This is a genomic window from Terrabacter sp. P2_E3 (assembly GCF_056403915.1).
Map to the genome: position 1 here is coordinate 1 of NZ_JBFUEN010000003.1, position 14,043 is coordinate 14,043.

The 14,043-nt window shown below is 71.7% G+C and carries 15 protein-coding genes and 2 rRNA genes; 9 read left to right on the forward strand and 8 right to left on the reverse strand.

Features of this window, described 5'->3' with window-relative positions; genetic code table 11:
- Together AC1DW8_RS03250 and rrf are read left to right on the forward strand one after the other, a co-directional pair.
- Positions 1 to 192 (forward strand): 23S ribosomal RNA (locus AC1DW8_RS03250); the annotation flags it as partial.
- Between the two features lie 80 nt (positions 193 to 272).
- Positions 273 to 389 (forward strand): 5S ribosomal RNA (gene rrf / locus AC1DW8_RS03255).
- A 101-nt stretch (positions 390 to 490) separates the two neighbouring features.
- Here the strand turns inward: rrf and AC1DW8_RS03260 are convergent.
- Entirely contained in the window at positions 491 to 1,681 is a 1,191-nt protein-coding gene (locus tag AC1DW8_RS03260; RefSeq protein ID WP_478091807.1) for an ROK family protein, read from the reverse strand.
- A gap of 65 nt (positions 1,682 to 1,746) precedes the next feature.
- Between AC1DW8_RS03260 and xylA the strand changes: the two genes are divergently transcribed.
- Complete coding sequence (gene xylA, locus AC1DW8_RS03265; protein WP_056824060.1) at positions 1,747 to 2,925, forward strand: xylose isomerase; 1,179 nt, start codon at positions 1,747 to 1,749, stop codon at positions 2,923 to 2,925.
- A gap of 69 nt (positions 2,926 to 2,994) precedes the next feature.
- On the opposite strand, the gene AC1DW8_RS03270 is transcribed toward xylA, so the two are convergent.
- On the reverse strand, positions 2,995 to 3,354 hold the full coding sequence (locus AC1DW8_RS03270) for a VOC family protein (protein WP_056824056.1): 360 nt from the start codon (positions 3,352 to 3,354) through the stop codon (positions 2,995 to 2,997).
- A gap of 107 nt (positions 3,355 to 3,461) precedes the next feature.
- Between AC1DW8_RS03270 and AC1DW8_RS03275 the strand changes: the two genes are divergently transcribed.
- Positions 3,462 to 3,806, forward strand: a complete 345-nt coding sequence (locus AC1DW8_RS03275; protein WP_056824053.1) for a DUF2200 domain-containing protein — start codon at positions 3,462 to 3,464, stop codon at positions 3,804 to 3,806.
- A gap of 30 nt (positions 3,807 to 3,836) precedes the next feature.
- Here AC1DW8_RS03275 and AC1DW8_RS03280 read toward each other — a convergent pair whose 3' ends face one another.
- Complete coding sequence (locus tag AC1DW8_RS03280; RefSeq protein WP_478091810.1) at positions 3,837 to 4,526, reverse strand: TetR/AcrR family transcriptional regulator; 690 nt, start codon at positions 4,524 to 4,526, stop codon at positions 3,837 to 3,839.
- Between the two features lie 115 nt (positions 4,527 to 4,641).
- On the opposite strand from AC1DW8_RS03280, the gene AC1DW8_RS03285 reads away from it, so the two are divergent.
- The gene (locus tag AC1DW8_RS03285) at positions 4,642 to 5,694 is read left to right on the forward strand and encodes an NAD(P)-dependent alcohol dehydrogenase (RefSeq protein WP_478091812.1); all 1,053 of its coding nucleotides are present in this window, start codon (positions 4,642 to 4,644) and stop codon (positions 5,692 to 5,694) included.
- Here the strand turns inward: AC1DW8_RS03285 and AC1DW8_RS03290 are convergent.
- The gene (locus tag AC1DW8_RS03290; RefSeq protein ID WP_056824050.1) at positions 5,672 to 6,235 is read right to left on the reverse strand and encodes a hypothetical protein; all 564 of its coding nucleotides are present in this window, start codon (positions 6,233 to 6,235) and stop codon (positions 5,672 to 5,674) included. The genes AC1DW8_RS03285 and AC1DW8_RS03290 overlap by 23 nt on opposite strands.
- Positions 6,236 to 6,256: 21 nt before the next feature.
- Positions 6,257 to 7,204, reverse strand: a complete 948-nt coding sequence (arr, locus tag AC1DW8_RS03295; protein WP_478091815.1) for an NAD(+)--rifampin ADP-ribosyltransferase — start codon at positions 7,202 to 7,204, stop codon at positions 6,257 to 6,259.
- Positions 7,205 to 7,347: 143 nt separating this feature from the next.
- Here arr and AC1DW8_RS03300 point away from each other — a divergent pair, with 143 nt between their 5' ends.
- From AC1DW8_RS03300 to AC1DW8_RS03310, 3 genes are all read left to right on the forward strand, one after another.
- The gene (locus AC1DW8_RS03300) at positions 7,348 to 7,932 is read left to right on the forward strand and encodes a carboxymuconolactone decarboxylase family protein (RefSeq protein ID WP_478091817.1); all 585 of its coding nucleotides are present in this window, start codon (positions 7,348 to 7,350) and stop codon (positions 7,930 to 7,932) included.
- Positions 7,929 to 8,807, forward strand: coding sequence for an RNA polymerase sigma-70 factor (locus tag AC1DW8_RS03305; RefSeq protein WP_478091819.1), 879 nt, complete (start codon positions 7,929 to 7,931; stop codon positions 8,805 to 8,807). Before AC1DW8_RS03300 ends, AC1DW8_RS03305 begins: the two co-directional genes overlap by 4 nt.
- Positions 8,808 to 8,891: 84 nt before the next feature.
- Positions 8,892 to 10,469, forward strand: a complete 1,578-nt coding sequence (locus tag AC1DW8_RS03310; RefSeq protein WP_478091821.1) for a phospholipase D family protein — start codon at positions 8,892 to 8,894, stop codon at positions 10,467 to 10,469.
- 48 nt (positions 10,470 to 10,517) lie between these two features.
- Here the strand turns inward: AC1DW8_RS03310 and AC1DW8_RS03315 are convergent, their stop codons facing one another.
- Both AC1DW8_RS03315 and AC1DW8_RS03320 read right to left on the reverse strand, forming a co-directional pair.
- Complete coding sequence (locus tag AC1DW8_RS03315) at positions 10,518 to 11,324, reverse strand: GTPase (protein ID WP_478091823.1); 807 nt, start codon at positions 11,322 to 11,324, stop codon at positions 10,518 to 10,520.
- A 194-nt stretch (positions 11,325 to 11,518) separates the two neighbouring features.
- Entirely contained in the window at positions 11,519 to 12,769 is a 1,251-nt protein-coding gene (locus tag AC1DW8_RS03320; protein ID WP_478091825.1) for a threonine/serine exporter family protein, read from the reverse strand.
- A 127-nt stretch (positions 12,770 to 12,896) separates the two neighbouring features.
- Between AC1DW8_RS03320 and AC1DW8_RS03325 the strand changes: the two genes are divergently transcribed.
- Entirely contained in the window at positions 12,897 to 13,112 is a 216-nt protein-coding gene (locus AC1DW8_RS03325; protein WP_056773374.1) for a hypothetical protein, read from the forward strand.
- A 78-nt stretch (positions 13,113 to 13,190) separates the two neighbouring features.
- Here AC1DW8_RS03325 and AC1DW8_RS03330 read toward each other — a convergent pair whose 3' ends face one another.
- Positions 13,191 to 14,039 (reverse strand): alpha/beta fold hydrolase, encoded by an 849-nt coding sequence (locus AC1DW8_RS03330; RefSeq protein ID WP_478091828.1) that lies wholly within the window; start codon positions 14,037 to 14,039, stop codon positions 13,191 to 13,193.
- Positions 14,040 to 14,043 lie beyond the last annotated feature (4 nt).

Here is a 14,043-nt window from a genome sequence, read left to right on the forward strand (position 1 = left end):
CGCTCGCTGATTAGCTACGTTCGGAAGTGATAACCGCTGAAAGCATCTAAGCGGGAAGCACGTTTCAAGATGAGGTTTCCAGGCCCGCGAGGGCGAGAGGCTCCCAGCTAGACTACTGGGTTGATAGGCCGGATGTGGAAGCACAGCAATGTGTGGAGCTGACCGGTACTAATAAGCCGATAACTTGACTTACAAAGATGCTACGCGTCCACTGTGCGGTTCCCGAGATACAAACGGGAACACCACCCACTGAATTGATATCTCCATAGAGTTTCGGCTGTCATAGCGAAGGGGAAACGCCCGGCTCCATTCCGAACCCGGAAGCTAAGCCCTTCAGCGCCGATGGTACTGCACTGGTGACGGTGTGGGAGAGTAGGACGCAGCCGGACAACCATTCACGACAACCCCGCCAACACTGTTGGCGGGGTTGTCGCATTTCTGCGTCCATTCACGCCACCAGAGCGCCTTTCCCGACGGAAAGGCGCTCTTCTCAGTGTCCGAGCACCCCGGCGGGATCTCGGACGAGCTCGTCCAGGGCGAGCAGGGCGGCCCCCGTGGCTCCGGGCGCCGGGTCGTCCGACGCGATGACGACCCGAGGGCTGACCCAGCGCCCTGACAGCACCCGCCTGCCGAGGATCTCCTCGACTTCCGGGGTGAGCAGGTCACCCACCTGCGCGAGGTGTCCGCCGAGGACGACGGTGGGGATGTCGAGGACGTTGACGACGCCCGCGAGGGCGACGCCGAGAGCCCGGGCTGCCGATCGGGTGGCCAACTGCGCCTTCTCGTCGCCGTCTCGGGCCCGGGCCGCCAGCTCGGACGGCGTGGTGGACGCGTCGAGTCCCGCGGCGTCGAGCATGGCGAGCCGGCCGGCATACTGCTCGAGGCAGCCGGTGGAGCCACAGCGGCAGGGGGGTCCGTCGGGGTCGACGCAGACGTGGCCGATCTCCCCGGCCCAGCCGTGGCGGCCGGTCATGACCTCGCCGTCGACGACGACCGCTCCGCCGATGCCCACCTCACCGCTGAGGTAGACGAAGTCCTGGGGCTGGCTGTCGTGCCCGGGCGCCGGATGGGCGTACGCGTGCGCGGCGAGGTCGGCCTCGTTGCCGATGCGCACGGGCAGGCCTCCGAGGGCGGCCTCGAGCGCGGCACCGGGGGCGATGCCCTCCCAGCCGAGGTTGGGGGCGCTGAGCAGACGACCGGCCTCGACGTCGACGATGCCGGGCAGCGCCAGGCCGGCGCCGACGACGTGGCAGCCGAGGGGAGCGCTCTCGAGGACCCGGCCGGCCATCGTCCTCAGACGACGCAATGTGCTCCCGGGGCGTGAGCCTGCGAGGTCTGCGGTCAGGAGCCGCTCGGCGAGCACCGCCCCCGTCAGGTCGACGAGGCGTACCGCGAGGTGGCCGACGCCGACCTGGAGGCCGAGCGCGGCGAAGCGACCGGTCGACGCCCGCAGGGGGGTGGCCGGACGACCCGGGCGTCCCGGCCCGCCGACGACCGACTCGACCTCCTCGAGGATGCCGCCGGCGACGAGCTCGTCGACGAGGCGCGAGACCGTCGAGCGGGTGAGCGAGGTCGCGGCCGCGACGTCGGCGCGCGACGGTGGGGAGTCGGCGGCGAGGACGGTGCGCGCGACGAGGGCGAGGTTCGCGTGGCGCAGGCTCGCCTGGCGCAGGTTGGCCATGCCTTGACCCTAGCCGGTCCACGACGTAAGTTGCGTGACAAAACTAATCCCCTCGAGGAGTCGCAATGACGCGCCAGCCCACCCCCGACGACAAGTTCTCTTTCGGCCTGTGGACCGTCGGCTGGACCGGCACCGACCCCTTCGGCGGTCCGACGCGACCCGTCCTCGACCCGTGGGAGTACTCCGACAAGCTCGCCGAGCTCGGCGCGTGGGGCATCACCTTCCACGACAACGACGTCTTCCCCTTCGACGCCGACGACGCGACCCGCGCCCGCATCACCGGCCAGCTCAAGGACGCGACCGACCGCGCCGGCCTCACCATCGAGATGGTCACGACGAACACGTTCAGCCACCCCGTCTTCAAGGACGGCGGCCTGACGGCGAACGACCGCGGCGTCCGCCGCTTCGGTCTGCGCAAGGTGCTCCGGGCCGTCGACCTCGCTGCGGAGATGGGGGCCTCGACGTTCGTGATGTGGGGCGGTCGCGAGGGCAGTGAGTACGACGGGTCGAAGGACCTCCACGCCGCCTTCGACCGCTACAAGGAGGGCCTCGACACCGTCGCCGGCTACATCAAGTCCCAGGGCTACGACCTGCGGATCGCCTTGGAGCCCAAGCCGAACGAGCCGCGCGGCGACATCTTCCTGCCGACCGTCGGGCACGCTCTGGCCCTCATCGCCGAGCTCGACCACGGTGACATCGTCGGCCTCAACCCCGAGACGGGACACGAGCAGATGGCGGGTCTCAACTACACGCACGCGCTCGGTCAGGCGCTGTGGAGCGACAAGCTCTTCCACATCGATCTCAACGGCCAGCGCGGCATCAAGTACGACCAGGACCTCGTCTTCGGCCACGGCGACCTCGTCTCGGCCTTCTTCACCGTCGACCTCCTCGAGAACGGTTTCCCGGGCGTGCCCGACGTGCCGCGCTACACCGGCCCGCGGCACTTCGACTACAAGCCGTCGCGCACCGAGTACATGGACGGGGTGTGGGAGTCGGCCAAGGCGTGCATGGCGATGTACCTCCTGTTCGCCGACAAGGCCGCCGCCTTCCGCGCCGACCCGCGCACCGCCGAGGCGTGGGCGTATGCCGGCGTGCTCGACCTCGCCGAGCCCACCCTGGGTGCCGGCGAGTCGCTCGAGGACTTCCTCGCGACCGACGACGGCTTCGACGCCGAGAAGGCCGCCGAGCGCGACTACGGCTTCGTCCGGCTCAACCAGCTCGCCCTCGAGCACCTCGTCGGCTGAGCTGCCCGAGCGCCGTCGCTGGCAGCTGAGGCGTCCGTCGACGCGGCGGTCGACGGGTCAGCCGACGGGTCAGTCGACGCAGAGGCAGAAGGGGTGGCCGGCGGGGTCGAGGAAGACGCGGAACGACGTGCCCGGCTGGTTGTCGTGCTTGGTCGCACCAAGCGCGAACACCTCCGGCTCGGCCGCGTCGAGGTCCTCGACCATGACGTCGAGGTGCATCTGCTGCGGCACGACCTGGCCGGGCCACTGGGGCGAGCTGAAGTCCTCGACCTGCTGGAAGCAGATGCACTGGCCCGTCTCCGTGTCGCGGATCTCGCCCCACCCGTCGGACGCCTTGACCGTCCAGCCGAGCAGGGTGCCGTAGAAGGTGGCGAGTGCCTCCGCGTCGGGGCAGTCGATGACGAAGCTGGGATAGCGAGCGATGGCCATGGCGAGAACGCTATGACGTCTCCCGGACGAAAGGCGTCCGTATGCCGCGTGCTTCTTCCCCGTCCCACGCGTGGTCCGGCGTCAGCGGGCATCGCTACGCTCGACGCATGGAGCACCGCATCTTCACGACGTCCGTCGGGTCCGTCTACCCCCTCTACGTGAAGAAGCTCGAGCGCAAGGGCCGCACCAAGGCCGAGCTCGACGAGGTCATCGAGTGGCTCACCGGCTTCGACGACGAGGAGCTCGACCAGCACCTGGCCGCCGAGACGACCTTCGAGGGCTTCTTCGACCAGGCGCACCTCAACCCGAAGGCGTCCGCGATCACCGGCACGGTCTGCGGCATCCGCGTCGAGGAGGTCGAGGACCCGCTCATGCAGAAGATCCGCTACCTCGACAAGCTCGTCGACGAGCTCGCCAAGGGCAAGGCGATGGAGAGGGTCCTCCGAGCCTGAGGCACTGGGGCAGCGTGGCGGTGTGACCGTCTACGACGGCGCGCCGCGGCTCACTCGCGCCTCGAGCGCGTCGAGGACGAGGTCGAGGCCGTAGTCGAACTCGAGGCCGAAGTCGTAGCCCGGCAGCAGGACGTGGCCGGTCGTGAACTCGAGCAGGTTGGGGTAGTCGGCGGCGAGGTACTCCAGCATCATCGACTCGGCCACCTCGCCCACGGTCTCCGGGCCGTTGATCGGCAACGAGGCCTCGGACATGGCGAAGCCGTAGACGTAGGAGTCGATGAGGGCGTACGCGTGTGCCGTCAGCGCGAGCGAGAAACCGGCGCCGCGGAGGCAGCCGATGACGGCGTCGAGGTGACGCAGGGTCGCCGGCCCCGGTCTCGTGCGTGACTGGAGCAGCGGGATGGCCCACGGGTGGCGGCGCAGGACCGCGCGCGCGGACGCGCAGCGGCGGTGCATCTCCGCGCGCCAGTCCCCTTCAGTGGCAGGCAGATCCATCTCGCCGAAGACGCGGTCGACGATGCCGTCGATGATCTCGTCCTTGCCGCCGACGTAGTGGTAGATCGACATCGGCTTCGTGCCGAGCTGCTCGGCGACGGCACGGATCGTCAGCGAGCCGAGCCCGCCGTCGTCGGCGACGCGCATGGCCCCGTCGAGCACCCGGTCCCGGCTGAGCGGCGCGCGGGTCGCGGGCGCGGGGCTGCCGCCTCTGCTCGTCGTCACGTCGTGCCTCTCGTCGCTCGTGGCGCTGGCCCTAGCCAGCGTCGTACTAAGTACGCTACCGTGTTCGTACTAAGTACGACGCGACCGACGCGCCGCAGACGAGGGAGAAGCAGTCATGAAGGACCAACCGGCCACCGTCATCGGTGGGAGCGGGTCAGGTCAGTCGCACCGGGTCGCGGGCACGATGCAGGCCGTCGTCCAGGACGGCTACGGCACGTCCGACGTCCTGCGCGTCGCCGAGGTCGCCCGTCCCGTCATCGGGCCGCGCGAGGTGCTCGTCGAGGTCCGCGCCGCCGGTCTCGACCGCGGCACGTGGCACCTCATGCAGGGCAAGCCGCGGCTGCTGCGCCTCGTCTTCGGCCTCCGGTCGCCGAAGCAGCCCGTCATCGGCCGCGACGTCGCCGGCGTCGTCGTCGAGGTCGGCTCCGAGGTGACGACGTTCGCCGTCGGGGACCGGGTCTTCGGCGTCGCCCCCGGCTCGGTCGCCGAGTACGCGGTCGCCCGCGAGGACAAGCTCGCTCACCGCCCGGCCACCGTGACGTGGGAGCAGGCCGCGGTGGTCCCCATCTCCGGGGGCACCGCCCTGCAGGCCGTCGTCGACGCGGGCCGGGTGGCCGCGGGGCAGAAGGTGCTCGTCATCGGCGCCTCCGGCGGCGTCGGGTCGTATGCCGTTCAGCTCGCGAAGGCGGCCGGCGCCGAGGTCACCGGGGTGGCCAGCGCGGCCAAGGCCGACCTCGTCCGTGCCCTGGGTGCCGACCACGTGCTCGACTACGCCGTCGACGACGTCGCGGACGGGACGCGCCACTACGACCTCATCATCGACATCGCCGGCCTGTCCGAGCTCTCCCGGCTGCGGCGCGCGCTCACCCCGAGGGGCACCCTCGTGCTCGTCGGTGGCGAGGGCGGCGGCGACTGGACGGGCGGCACGATGGGCCGACAGCTCCGGGCGCGGCTGTCGTCGGCCTTCAGCGGTCAGCGCCTGACGAGCGTCATCGCGCAGGAGCGGGGCGCCGACTACGTGCGGTTGGCCGCGCTCCTCGAGTCGGGCCAGGTCGTGCCGAGCCTCGAGCGGGCCTACCCCCTGGCCGAGACGGTCGACGCGATGAGGCACCTCGAGGCCGGCCGGGTCCGCGGCAAGATCGCCGTCACGGCACGATCCGGCGCATGACGCAGTTGCCCTGGCCCTTGGCCCGGACGTAGTCGAAGCCGGCCCGCTCGTAGAGGGCCCGGGTCCCGTCGTAGAGGACCGACTTCTTCTTGCCGTCGTTGTCGTGCGGATAGCCCTCGACGACCCCGCCACCGGACGCGGCCACGAGGTCGAGGACGCCTCGCAGCACGAGGTCCGACAGGTGCTTCCGGCGGTGGCGCTTGTCGACGAAGATGCACGTGATCCGGTAGTCGGGCAGGAGGTCGAGCTCCTCCTCGTACTGCTTGCGGTGGTAGATGTTGGGCAGCTCTGCGGGAGAGCCGAACTGAGCCCAGGCCACGGTCTCGTCTCGGTCGAAGGCGAGGGCGGCGTGCGCCCGGCCCTCCTCGACGAGGCGCTTCTTGAGGTCCCGGTTCGCCTCGTACTCGCGCTCCTTCTCCCAGCTCATCGTGTGGAACCACGTGCACCAGCAACCACCGAAGACGCCACCGTGCCGCTCGATCATCGCGGCGTACGCGTCCCACGTCTCGGGTGTCAGCGCCTTGACCTCGTAGTCCGTCATCGTCCCCTCCTCGGTCGGTCCCTAGTCGTCCATGGCCTCGATGCCGAGCTCGGCGAGCTCGCCCATCCGGGAGCGGATGTGCTCGACCATCGCCGCCGGCGGAGGCTCCCAGCCGAGGATCTCCTCGACGACGCGCAGCGGCTCCGTCGTGCGATAGGAGCGGGTCGGATTGCCGGGGAAGCGCTTGTCGGTGACGTTCGGGTCGTCCTCGATCGTGCCGACGGGCTCGACCCGGTAGACGCGCGGCGGCCCGTCGCCGCTGGCCAGCTCGGCGGCGAGCGGTGCGCCCTCGCGGCTGGCCGTGAGGTAGATGTGCTTCGACTGCCGGCCCGAGCCGTAGTTGGAGCGCCACCCCGGGGTGAGCAGCTCGCCGACGGCGACGTCGGCTCGCGTCCCGTGGAAGAAGGGGCCCGGGTCGTCGACGACGCGGGGCGTGGGCGGCGGGTCGCGGAGCAGGCTGTCGAGCCGGGTCATGAGGGCGGCGACCCGGGTGCGCCCGTGCGGCGCTCGCGGGTAGCGACCGAGCACGTCGAGCAGCCCGGGCGTGGCCCGCTTCGCGGCAGCCGTCACGACGTACTCCGCGACGACGGGGTCATCGCCCCGGGCGAGCTCGGCCGCCCGGGCGGCGTGGGCCGCCGCCCCGAGGATGTGGCGCACCTGCGTCGCCTTGGCCAGCGGGTGGAGGTATGCCGCCGCGGAGGCGTCGCCCGCAGCGGTTGCCGCGTGCCGGGCGGGCTCGGTCGACGCCTCCTTCGCGGCACGGTGGGCGTCGGTGGCGGCCGTCCTCTGGAGGCGCGAGCGCGGAGCGCCGTCGACGAACGCGCGCGCTGCGTCGAGCGCGGCCGCCGGGCGCGGGTCGTCGGGCTCAGCCCGCTCGAAGAGGAGGAGGGAGGGCTCGGCGCACGACACGGCATACGCCACCACGGCGCGGAGCTCGTCCGTCGTCAGCTCGAAGTCACCGGTCTGCATCCCTCCGAGTTTTCCACGGAGGCGGCCCGGGAGCGGGCGCTGCGGCCCGGCGTTCTCGATCGCGTGGCGGCGGGATGTCACATCCGGGGCGCGGCCGGTGTCTTCATGTCGACGCAACCCCGACGTTCCCCCGAGGAGGAACCATGACCACCAGGATCCAGCCGAAGCCGATCACCGGCGCGTACGGCGCTGTCGTGAAGGTCTTCAGCCGCAGGATGTTCGGCCAGGTGCCCGAGTCGCTCGGTGTCATATGGCACCACGTCCCGGCGCTCAAGGCCGGCATGCGCTTCGGGCAGCAGCTGCAGAAGTGGGACGCGTGCGACGAGGGCCTCAAGTCCTTCGCTCACATGGCCGTGGCGTCGCTTGTCGGCTGCACGTGGTGCCTCGACTTCAACTACTTCATGGCCAAGAACCACGGCCTCGACGTCGAGCGGGCGCGGGAGATCCCGCGCTGGCGCGAGTCCGACGTCTTCACGCCGCTCGAGCGGGAGGTCATGGCGTACGCCGAGGCGATGAGCCAGACGCCACCCACCGTCACCGACGAGATGGTCGAGAGCCTCGAGGGGCAGCTCGGCAACGCCGGGGTCGTCGAGCTGACGACGGTCATCGGCTACGCCAACCTCACGACGCGCTCGAACGTCGCCCTCGGGATCGAGTCGGAGGGCTTCGCGTCGGCGTGCGGTCTGGGGCCGATGGCCGAGCGCACCGCCGTACGCTCGACGGCATGAGCCGGGACTCGTTCCTCGACCACCGCAGCCTGCTCTTCACGGTGGCCTACGAGATGCTCGGGTCGGCAGCTGACGCCGAGGACGTCGTGCAGGAGACGTGGCTGCGGTGGGCCGACCTCGGTGACGACGCGCGCGCCGTCGTGCGCGACCCGCGGGCCTACCTCGTGCGCATCGTCACCCGGCAGGCGCTCAACCGGCTGCGGACGCTCGCCCGCCGGCGCGAGGACTACGTCGGCGAGTGGCTGCCCGAGCCGCTGCTCACGAGTCCGGACGTCGCCGAGGACGTCGAGCTCGCCGAGAGCGTGTCGATCGCGATGCTCACGGTGCTCGAGACGCTGACCCCGACCGAGCGGGCGGTCTTCGTGCTGCGCGAGGTCTTCGACGTGCCTTACGACGAGATCGCCGAGGCCGTGGGCAAGGGGACGGCGGCGGTGCGCCAGGTGGCCCACCGCGCCCGCGAGCACGTGGCGGCCCGTCGTCCCCGGGTGGCCGTCGACCGGTCGGAGCAGGAGCAGGTGCTCGAGCGCTTCATGGCCGCGGTGACGACCGGTGACGTGCAGGCGCTCATGGACGTGCTCGCCCCGGACGTCGTCCTCGTCGCCGACGGCGGCGGGCTGGCGCAGGCCGCCCGGCATCCGGTCATCGGAGCCAAGAAGGTGGCGAACTTCCTGTCGGCCTTCCCCCGCGTCAGCGACGGTGCGCAGATCGCGACCCTGTCGCTCAACGGCGGGCGCGCGGTGCGGATCGACCTGCCGGCCTTCGGGACGACGGTCGTCAGCGTGGACGTCGAGGACGGCCGGATCACGCACGTCTACGCGATGCGCAACCCGATGAAGCTCGAGCGGCTGGGGCAGGAGGCCGAGCTGACCCGCTGACCCCGGCTCACGGCATACGCGATCGACGGACGCGTGTGCCGTCGGGAGCGCTCGCTGCCGTCGCGGATGGGGCATGCTCGACGCATGGTCGAGCCTGCTGACTGGTTGCTGACCCGGGCCGAGCGCGGCAACCCGACGACCCGGGTCGACGCGCTGCACGGTGACCGGGCGTGGTCCGAGGGCAACCACGTGCGTCCGCTCATCCACGGCACGACGTACTTCCGTGCGCTGCACGACGCACTCGAGGCGACGGGGCCGGGCGATCTCGTGCTCTTCACCGACTGGCAGGGCGATGGCGACGAACGGCTGACCGGCGAGCCCGGCAGCGAGGTGGTCGAGGTGCTCTCCCGCGCGGACCGGCGCGGCGTCGTCGTCTACGGGCTGGTGTGGCGCTCGCACCTCGACCAGACCGGCTTCTTCGCCACGGAGAACCGTCACCTCGGGGAGCAGCTGGCGAAGCGGGGCGCCCGGGTGCTGCTCGACATGCGGGTGCGCACCGGTGGATCGCACCACCAGAAGTTCGTCGTCATCCGCCACGGTGACGACCCGACCCGCGACGTGGCGTTCGTCGGCGGGATCGACCTCGCGCACAACCGGCGGGACGACGCGACGCACGAGGGTGACCCGCAGCCCCAGCGCCTCGCCGACGAGTACGGCGCGCACCCGCCGTGGCACGACGTCCAGACGGCGATCCAGGGGCCAGCGGTCCACGACGTCGAGACGGTCTTCCGGGAGCGGTGGGAGGACCCGACGCCGTTGACGCGGGCTCCGTGGCGACGCGCGGCCGACCAGGCCCGAGGCCTGGCCAGCTCGTCGGCGCCGCTCCCCGAGCAGTGGCCGCCTCCGCCGCCCGCCGGGGACCACACGGTGCAGCTCCTCCGGACCTATCCCGACCTCAGGCACGGCCGCGACTATCCCTTCGCCCGGGGCGGGGAGCGCAGCGTGGCGCGCGGCTACGCCAAGGCCGTGCGGCGGGCGGAGCGTCTCGTCTACGTCGAGGACCAGTACTTCTGGGGCCACGACGTGGCTCGCGTCTTCGAGGAGCAGCTGCGGACGCAGCCGGGCCTGCACCTCGTCGTCGTCATCCCGCTCGTCCCCGACCTCGACGGGGTCAACCGCGTGCCGCAGCTGCTCGGTCGTGACCGCGCGATCGCCCGGCTCAAGGCGGTCGCTCCCGGCCGGGTGGCGGCATACGGCCTCGAGAACCGTGCCGGCGTGCCCGTCTACGTGCACGCCAAGGTCTGCGTCATCGACGACACGTGGGCCGGCATCGGCTCGGACAACTTCAGCCGACGCTCGTGGACGCACGACTCTGAGCTGTCGGCCGTCGTGCTCGACGAGGCGTATGCCCGCGACCTGCGGCTCACGCTGGCCGCCGAGCACCTCGACCGGCTGAAGGCGGTGGGCGACCATGGTCTCGAGGCGGCGATGGGCGACTGCCTCGATCCGGCAGGGATGTTCGAGGCCTATGCGAGCCGTGCCGCAGAGCTCGAGGCCTGGCACGCGGGCGGCAGGTACGGCGCGCGACCGCCCGGGCGGTTGCGCCTGCTGCCGATGCCGCAGCTCACGGCCCGTCAGCGGGCGTGGGCGCCGCTGCCGCTCGACCTGATCCACGACCCCGACGGCCGGCCGAAGGCGCTGCGAGAGGCCGACCGCTACTGACGTGGGTCGGTGCCGCCGCGGCGACGCCCCGGGCGGGGACGCCCCGGGTCAGGCGTGGCCGCTGAGCTGGCCGAGGCGGGTGGCGAGAGCGTCCACCATGGCGCCGGCTCGCTTCTCCGGGAGGGCCGACTTGCGGTCGCCGCCCTGGCTGGAGACGGGGAGCACGTCGATGGAGAGCTTGGCGCCGCCGGCGAGGGCGCGCAGGGCGTCGACCTTGTCGCCGAACGGCGTGCCGCTGCCGGGCGAGTAGTAGTGAACGGCCTCGTCGACGTCGTCGGGGTAGAGGTCGGTCTTCGTCACGGCGATGATGAGCCAGATCGGCTTGCTGCGGCGGACGGCCAGCGAGGCGATGCGGTGCGAGGTGATGGTCCAGTCCTCGAGCTCGGCGGCGAGCTGCTCCTCGCGGCTCGCGGTGGCGACGCCGCTCGTGCCGCCGGCGCGGCGCGGGGTGGCGTAGCCGTTCGCGACGACGTGGATGAGGCCGTCGACCGGCTCGTCGTGGAAGACCTCGTCGAGGGCGGCGAGGCGGGTGGCGGCGTTGTCGCCGGGGACGACGAGGAAGCGGAAGCCGTGCAGCTTGGCGCCCTTGCGGGTGCGGCGCTCCATCGTGGCCGAGCCGACCTCGGCGGCGGCGGCGTCGGTCGAGCGGCGTGAGAGGCGGTCGACGAGCTGGCTCTTGCCCACGCCGGTCATGCCGGTCACGGCGACCATGGGGTAGCGGTCGCGCAGCAGCCGGCTCAGGCGCTCGGGGGCCTGGGCAAGAGCGGTCAGCAGACCGGTGGCGACGGTCGCGCCCAACGCGGTGCGACTCGACGTCGGCAGGATGGTCCTGATCCGGGATGAAGTCTGAGACACGGTGCCTCCTCGGCGTGCTGGTCTGGGGCCAGTTGACCCTAGAGCCTACGTTCCGTACCCCCGGTGGCGCTGTCCGCACCGGCGGGCAACGCGCAACACCCCGTCCTGGCGAGAGGACAGGGTGTTGCGTCTCCGACTCTAGCCGTACGCCCTGGGGCTCGTATGCCGTGGGCGTCGTATGCCGTGGCCGCGGTTCACGTGGTGGGGTCGACGAGTGCGACGGGGGCCGCGAGCCGGCCGCGGAGGGCGCGGCCGACGGAGGAGCCGACGAGCAGGCCGAGCGAGATGGCGATGGCGACGCCGAGCAGACCGAGGGCGACGTCGGTGGCCGACTCGCGTCCGGCGGCGAGCTCGGTGACGCCGACGAGGCCGAGGCTGCCCGGGACGAGCAGCCAGAAGGCGGGGAGGAAGAGGACGAGGCGCGGCAGCTGCGGGCGGCGCAGCTCGACGACGCTCGCGCCGAGGCTGGCCGCGATGGCGCCGAGGAAGCCGCCGAGGGCGACCCCGCCCAGCTCCTGCCCGGCGACCTGGGCGCCGAAGGCGAGGCTGAGCACGAGCAGGACCCAACCCTGCATGCGGAGTGGGACACCCTCCATGAGGCAGATGCTCGCGCCGATGAGGAGGAGGCCGACCACGGCGCCGGCCCAGCCGATCTCGTCGACACGGAGGTTGACGAGTGTCGTCGTCGGCACGCGGAGCAGGGCGGTGGCCATGAGCAGGCCGAGCGCGAAGAGGCCGAGCTGGGCGAGGCCGTAGGTCAGCCGTGCCGAGCCGGCCTGCATGTGCCCGGAGGCGAGCTCGGACATGCCGTTGACGACGAGCGCGCCGGGGAGCAGGACGGCGAGCGGTGGCAGGACGGTGCGCAGCGGGCCCTCGAGGAGCCCGGCGTTGGCGGCGCCGAAGACGGCGAGGGACACGGCGAAGGCGGCGAGGGTCGGGAGCAGCGCCTTGACGACCTCGTAGCGCTCGGCGAGCTGAACGAGGGCGAGGACGATGAGGGCGCAGGCCGCGGCCGCGGCGATGTTGGCCCAGCCGGGTTGCAGGATGAGGGCGATGCCGACGGCGAGGACGGGCCAGGCGAGGGCGACGAGCCAGGCCGGCTGCTGGACGGGGCGCTTGGCCGTGGCGGCGAGCTCGGCGCGGGCGGCGGCGATGGTCAGCACGCCGGTGACGAGCTGGTGGCGGATGAGACGGACGCTCGCCGACTGGTGCAGGCGCAGGCCGGGAGGGGCCGAGCGGAAGGTCGACGGGCCACCCGGGGTGAGGCTGACCATGAGGCCGGTCGGTCCGACGGCGGCCTGGACCTCGGGGAATCCGAGGCGGACGCTCACCTCGGCGAGCTCCTCCTCGATCTCCTGCACCGGCTGTCCGGTGGCGATCATGGCGGTGCCGAGCTCGGCCACCAGGGCGCGGGTCTCGGTCTGCCGGTCCGCGTCGTCCTGCATGGTCGTCATCATGTCAGCGGTTGAGCCGCCCGGAAGAAAAGTCCGGGCGGACTGCATCCGGACGCATCCCCCGTGCGGAATAGGTGTTGATGGGTGACTCGCACCCACCAACAGAAAGGGATGTCTCATGAAGCGCATTCTCGCCACGGGGTCCATCGCCGTTCTCGCCATGGTCGGCTTCGCCGGCAGCGCCAACGCAGCACCGTCCACTTCGGCGTGCTTCGGCCAGGTGCACAAGACGGTGAACAGCGGCGGCGTCCCGGGATTCGAGAACGTGGGGCAGCTCGTTCAGGCCGTCGGCGGGGGCCAGGCCAAGAACGCAGTCGCGAAGTCTCTCTGCTGAGAGGCCGGCTCCTCACCACGTGATCGACAGCGGCGGCTCGAATCCTGACCCTCGGACCCGAGCCGCCGCTTCGCATGCTCACGCGAGGCGGTCCCAGAACCGGCGGAGGTGGGAGGCCAGGGCCTCAGGCTGCTCCAGCGGGACCAGGGTGCGAGCTCGCTCGACCGTCACCGCTGTGGCGTCGGGTGCCACAGCGGCGGCATCCTCGGCATTCTGCGGACTCCAGTCGCCGCGGTCGTCGGACGCCACGAAGAGGCTCGGGACCGTGAGGTCTGCGAGCTCAGCGGTGACATCGACCCGGTTGAGGATGAAGGAGCGGACGGCCAAGGCCATGCTGCGGCGGGTGGGCCGCGCCAAGGACTCCTCCACCACCTGACGCAGAGGCGCACGGTCTCGGGAGGCATCGGTGAGCATGGCCGTGAGGATCGCCGTGCGCACCGGCCCCACGGGACCTGCCGTGCGAAGGATCGGGAGCAGGAGCGTGATCTGCCGACGCAGCGGGGCGTCGACCGGCTGGGCCGGTGAGCTGACGGCCACGAGACTGCGGAGCAGCCCGGCTCGCGCGGCGAGCTTGAAGCCGACGTGCCCGCCGAAGGCGTTGCCGACCCAGTCGACCGGGCCGTCCACGCCGAGTCCGGCGAGCAGGTCGGTGGCCGCGTCTGCGGCGCCGGCGATGTCGCTGGCCTCGCGCAGGGGCTCGCTCAGGCCCAATCCGGGCGGGTCGACGAGCGCGTACCGGCGCCCCTGAGGCAGCAGCGGCAGCACCGGGTCCCAGGTGTGGCTGTCGACGAACATCGACGACCACAGCACGGTCGTGGGTCCGTCGCCGACGAGACGCACGTGAAGCCGGCCGAGCCGGGTGGGCACGAGGGCGGTGCTCCCGGCGAGCGTGCCTTCGCTGCCGGAGGCGGGGGTGTAGTGGTCCATCGAG

Coding starts and splice junctions, on each gene's coding strand:
- AC1DW8_RS03310 (WP_478091821.1), top strand. CDS start 8,892: ATGGTCGAGCCTGCTGACTGGTTGCTGACCCGGGCCGAGCGCGGCAAC.
- AC1DW8_RS03305 (WP_478091819.1), top strand. CDS start 7,929: ATGAGCCGGGACTCGTTCCTCGACCACCGCAGCCTGCTCTTCACGGTG.
- AC1DW8_RS03300 (WP_478091817.1), top strand. CDS start 7,348: ATGACCACCAGGATCCAGCCGAAGCCGATCACCGGCGCGTACGGCGCT.
- AC1DW8_RS03290 (WP_056824050.1), bottom strand. CDS start 6,235: ATGACGGACTACGAGGTCAAGGCGCTGACACCCGAGACGTGGGACGCG.
- AC1DW8_RS03275 (WP_056824053.1), top strand. CDS start 3,462: ATGGAGCACCGCATCTTCACGACGTCCGTCGGGTCCGTCTACCCCCTC.
- AC1DW8_RS03260 (WP_478091807.1), bottom strand. CDS start 1,681: ATGGCCAACCTGCGCCAGGCGAGCCTGCGCCACGCGAACCTCGCCCTC.
- AC1DW8_RS03325 (WP_056773374.1), top strand. CDS start 12,897: ATGAAGCGCATTCTCGCCACGGGGTCCATCGCCGTTCTCGCCATGGTC.
- AC1DW8_RS03270 (WP_056824056.1), bottom strand. CDS start 3,354: ATGGCCATCGCTCGCTATCCCAGCTTCGTCATCGACTGCCCCGACGCG.
- AC1DW8_RS03330 (WP_478091828.1), bottom strand. CDS start 14,039: ATGGACCACTACACCCCCGCCTCCGGCAGCGAAGGCACGCTCGCCGGG.
- AC1DW8_RS03320 (WP_478091825.1), bottom strand. CDS start 12,769: ATGCAGGACGACGCGGACCGGCAGACCGAGACCCGCGCCCTGGTGGCC.
- arr (WP_478091815.1), bottom strand. CDS start 7,204: ATGCAGACCGGTGACTTCGAGCTGACGACGGACGAGCTCCGCGCCGTG.
- AC1DW8_RS03285 (WP_478091812.1), top strand. CDS start 4,642: ATGAAGGACCAACCGGCCACCGTCATCGGTGGGAGCGGGTCAGGTCAG.
- xylA (WP_056824060.1), top strand. CDS start 1,747: ATGACGCGCCAGCCCACCCCCGACGACAAGTTCTCTTTCGGCCTGTGG.